We start from the raw sequence: 5,230 nt of genomic DNA on the forward strand, positions 1-5,230 counted from the left end.
TTCGGGTGTAGTCTCACTTGGAGTTACATCTGAGGATTCACTTGGACCCGACGTTGAAGTTTCTGATGCGACTGACTCGGGTGTAGTCTCACTTGGAGTTACATCTGAGGTTTCGCTTGGATCCGACGTTGTGGTTTCTGATGCGACTGACTCGGGTGTAGTCTCACTTGGTACTTCTTCTGAGGATTCACTTGGCTCCGACGTTGTGGTCTCTGATGGACCTGACTCGGGCGTAGTCTCACTTGGCGTTACATCTGAGGCTTCGCTTGGATCCGACGTTGGGGACTCAGATGGGACTGACTCGGATGTAGTCTCACTTGGTACTTCTTCTGAGGATTCATTTAGCCCCGATGTTGGAGACTCAGATGGGACTGACTCAGGCGTTGTCTCACTTAGAGTTACATCTGAGGATTCACTTAGCTCCGACGTTGTGGTTTCTGATGCGACTGACTCGGGCATAGTCTCACTTGGCGTTACATCTGAGGATTCACTTGGACCCGACGTTGTGGTCTCTGATGGACCTGACTCGGGCATAGTCTTACTTGGGACTTCTTCTGAGGATTCACTTGGACCCGACGTTGTAGTTTCTGATGGGACTGACTCTGCTGAAGTCTCACTTGGTACTTCTCCTGAGGATTCACTTGGTGACGACGTTGGGGATTGTGAAGGTACTGATTCGATTGAGCTCGCACTTGGGTTAGTATCGGATTCTGATTCTTCACTTGACGCTATTCCAGTAATAACTACCGGATAGGCCTGTTCTACCGTCCGTTTCATCCCATTAATCACGACCTCTGCCTTGACTTTCACCGTATAACTCCCCGGAGTATTTACATCAAGATTTTCCACCGTAAAGTTTGCATTCGTATATGTCTTACCATTAGCATCGTTAACACGCGCCTTAATCTCCTTAATTAAGTCACTTGGTTGCGTCAGTTTCCTTACCTCGAACTGAGGTGTTTTTCCTCGCAACCCGTCCTGGATAAATAATGTATTATCTGCCATCAAGTGTCCGTCTACCACCGTAAACGATGAAACTTTTTCGGGAATCACTACCTGATCATCAAGTTTAGTTACTAAACGTGACGCCCCTTCCTTGTGACTAACCTTAACTTGATAATATTCTTGCACAGGGATTTCAATACTACTTGCTACTAAATCCTCATTTCCTTTGAAACTCCGTTGGTAGAGTAACTTGCCATTATCATCAAAAACTTCTACTGTCACATAGTCGTTCATCCCGTAAAATGGTTGTGGCTTCCCAGGCAAGGTTTGAAGCACTAATTTATCGCTACCCTCATTTTTGTTTATTGTAGCAAAGGTTTGGTTCCCATAACCTTTTAAAGTAATCTCTTCAACATCTGGTTGTGCTTGAGTAATCAACGCTTGATTTAATTGCTTAATCGCTGGATTCTCAATCCTATCCACTAAACTTTGCGCTGCTTCTAACTGCGCTTGCGTCAAGCTAGGTTTAACCGTAGTATGACTGCTGTCCGTGTAAAGCGCCTCAACTTCCGGTAACAGTGTCGTCGTTACTGCCGTTTGTAACTGGTTAGGCATTCCTGACTTGATTGTGATATAAGGGTCCGCTACTTGAAGAGCGTTATCCAAGACTTTTAGTGTATAGCCACCAACTGGCACTTGGGATAAATCTACGCTACCTTGGTTCGCAATCAAATCATCCCCATTGATTGTTCTAACTACCCTATCACCATCCATTATGGCTAGTTGCTTACCTGCTAAGACTTGATAGTTTGCCAAGCTTATCGTCGTATCAGCCTTTAGATCCAACTTGGCTAAATCCGCCGTGGTTATTAAGGAAGTCTTATTTTTCAACTGCTTATCTGTCCATCCTAAAGCATCCATGGCCTGAGGCAAATCATTTTCGCCCACTACTTGGTATAGCATAACCGCCACAGCTTTATTACTTTGAAGGGCATTTAATCTGGTACTGCTGTCCAGTTTTACTCCCAAATTATCAAAGTAATCTACTAAATTAATTCCATATTGATTTAAGAATAATTCTACCCAGTCCTTACCTAAATCGTTGGCCGGCTTACCTTGAGCTACTAGCTCTTGGTGATATTGATTAAAGGCCCGAAAATCCTGGCCCCCATTATCATGGTAATCAGCCAAATTCATTAACATTAACAATCTCGTGCTGTATTCTGCTCCCTGGTAGCCTTTACCATTTTCAACTGCGTTGACCATTCTTTCTACCGCTCGTTCACGGTTACGCCCATAAATCCAGGCACTCTTGGTAAATTCTTCATTTGTTGGGTAAATATATTTAGCTTGATAGAGCGTCCCATACACATTATTGAAAATTTCCACAATCGGCATAGTTGCAGACGGAATTTCAAAACCATGGGCAATCTCATGGAGCGTTAACCAGCCAATATTTAAGTATGGTCCGATACTTGTTCCATTACTCCCAATCCAGCGTGAGCTATCGTAATACGCAGCTCCCACACCATTAATATCTGCTGCGGCAAAATATCTCGGAATTTGCAACACACCATTTTCATTTGCTCGTAAATTAGTCAACGAATAGTATTCTTTAAATATTTGGTCATATTGACTCAGTAAATTTCCCAAATTCTTTTGCGAAATTAAGTTTAAATCCTTATATGGTGCTTGAATTTGTATGTTATTCCCTACAATTAAAGCATATGGTACTTTGAACTTATCCCATTGTTTTTCAACCTGCTTTTGATCCGTTTCAGATGTGAAAACTGGCAACTCATCTACCCGCCCAGAAACAACTTCATACTCAACTTGGAAATCGCCTGTTGTTGGACTTTTAATATAGGCTACAGAATCTGCCAAAGCTGTAACTTCGAGCCAGTCACCATCGAGAGTCACTGCTTTGTTCACCATTTTTTGTGTGTCAGAATCAATTAATTGCACTGCCAAATTTTTAGCTTCTGTTTCTTTAGCGCTCGTGACCCGAACACGAATAGTTGCCCCTTCTTTTAAAGTAATTCCTAGAGCTTGTCGGTCCATATTGCGTCCCATTGGTCGTCCTTCTTGGTCCGTTATAGTTGACGCTGGTACACTAAAAATTGCCACTTGCTTGCCTTGACCAGGTAAAATTGCCCCAGGAAGGTTTTGGAACGTTTCTTCCACCTTTGCAATTTCTGCTAGTAACTCCGTCCGATTAGCTTCAGACAGGTACGGATCTTGTTCAATTCCCTGACGTATTACAGCCACATCGCTTAAATCTTTTTGGGGAGCCAAAGTTATTTTTTGCGAATCAGCATAAAACTTGGCTACCTCTTTCTTTAATTCTACGTAGTCAGTAATATTTTCCAAGCCATCTTCATGAATGCGGTAGGAATATGTTTTAGCATTTTTAAGAGCTGTACCCAGTAATTCAGCTTGTTCTGCACTAATTCGACTTGGTTCTGCATGATAGATACTTAAAACATCTCCTGGTTGATATTCCTCGTAAAAATCAGTTGAGCTACTACTATCAGTCCCAGTAAAACTTTTCTGGTAGATAGTTTTATCTTCTCGACTTACCGTAATCTGCGCATATAAATCAGTACCATAAACCTGGTGCGGTTGACGAGGATATTTTTGCACCCCAATTACTGGTTCAATGACTGGTGCGGTAAAAGAAACTGCGCCAAACTTCTGATCCCCATAACCTTTCAGCTCCCAACTGGTGATTTCCGTATCAGGGATAACGACTCCCGCTGTTGGCACAGATTGAGGTAAACTACTAGCATCCTTAAATTCTAACGTTGGTTGAACCGGTGCGGGATTTTCTTCTTCCTCAAACATTCCTTCCGGCTCTGCACTAAGTCCTTCCTCACTTGGCGTAGGCGACTCTTCACTAGCTTGGAGTTGGCCATTAGTCACGGAATCCGTCACATCAGCTTGTACTTGACTAGCATTTGATATAAAAAACAATGTACTCAAGGCTACTGAAACTACCCCAATCCCTAATTTCCGAATACCATAACGTACTTTACGATCAGCATTTTTTTTCATTAATTCGTGTTTGTTATTTTTAGCAAACATTCACTTTACCCCTATTTATTTTTTTCTTAATTATACCTAATTTTGCTTGTCAATGATATTTAATTTTTATAATTGTCTGAAACTTTCAATTTATCATGTGCTAGCCCGCACAATCATATGTAACTTTATACTTATTATAATACATATCATCATACGTGTATTCATACTTATTCGTATACATATAATAACAAGTATAATCATACGTATAAAAACACGCATCTTCTTGTTTATCTTTATCTAAAATCATGACAGTGGTCTGCAAACGCATAGCGTAAGAAACAATCAAGTGATAATATATCCATTTAAATCTAAAAAATTTTACTACTTATCAAAAAAGAGAGATTAAACTTAATTAACCTCTCTCGTAAATCTCAGATTTTAAATCTTAATCTTCGCGTTTTTTACCCATACCCATGAATGATAATACTCCGGCAGCAGCTAAGGCTACTAAACCTAAAGCACTTCCATCAGCGTGGGTTTCACCTGTTTGTGGCAATTCTTTGCTTGCATTTACTGCTACTTTGACCTTTTCTTCAGGTTGAACTACTGGCTTGTTAGCTACGTTAATGACTACCTTGTCTGAAGTGCCAGCCTTCTTAGTGGTTGGTTCATTTTCATGAACTACAGCCGTAGTATCAGTAGAACTTGTTGGCGTTTCAACTTCTGAGTCTGTCCCTGGGATAATGTTTTGAGAACCATCTTGACCAGATTCTGTAACTTCATCAGTTCCTGTTTGTTTTTCACCGTCAGTTGAACCAGTTGTATCCTTCACTGGTGTCTTAGCTGGCGCATTTGGTTCAGGTTGATCCGTTTCTGATGGAGTTACACCTCCAGTAACTGTTTCAGTTACCAAATCAGTACCCGGAATAGTGTCTTGAGAACCATCTGGGTAGGTAATTGTTGCTGTACCATCATTATCTACTTCTACCTTTGTTCCATCTGGGAAGTTATTAACTTCGGTTACCTTACCAGTTACTTCTTCTTTTTCACCATCGGTCAAGGACGTTGTGTCATGCACTGGTGTCTTTTCTGGGACGTTTGGTGTAACTACATCCGCTATTGATAAACTTGGTAAGTCGTAACTTGGGGCGTCTCCTGGTACCAATTGTTCAATAACGTGAACCTTCATAGGTACTTCTTCCTTAGTACCATCTGGGTACGTTACTTCTACTGTACCATCCTTGACACCTGGAGTTGTTGT

At 41.3% G+C, this 5,230-nt stretch carries 2 protein-coding genes; both read right to left on the reverse strand.

What is annotated here, in order from left to right; genetic code table 11:
• Positions 1-4,029: putative mucin/carbohydrate-binding domain-containing protein (locus FC36_RS10070; RefSeq protein ID WP_202813101.1), on the reverse strand; the 4,029-nt coding region annotated here is incomplete at its 3' end.
• A 385-nt stretch (positions 4,030-4,414) separates the two neighbouring features.
• Positions 4,415-5,230: MiiA motif-containing surface protein (locus FC36_RS10075; protein ID WP_156409582.1), on the reverse strand; the 816-nt coding region annotated here is incomplete at its 5' end.

The organism is Ligilactobacillus equi DSM 15833 = JCM 10991, from assembly GCF_001435735.1.
Classification (GTDB): Bacteria; Bacillota; Bacilli; order Lactobacillales; family Lactobacillaceae; genus Ligilactobacillus; species Ligilactobacillus equi.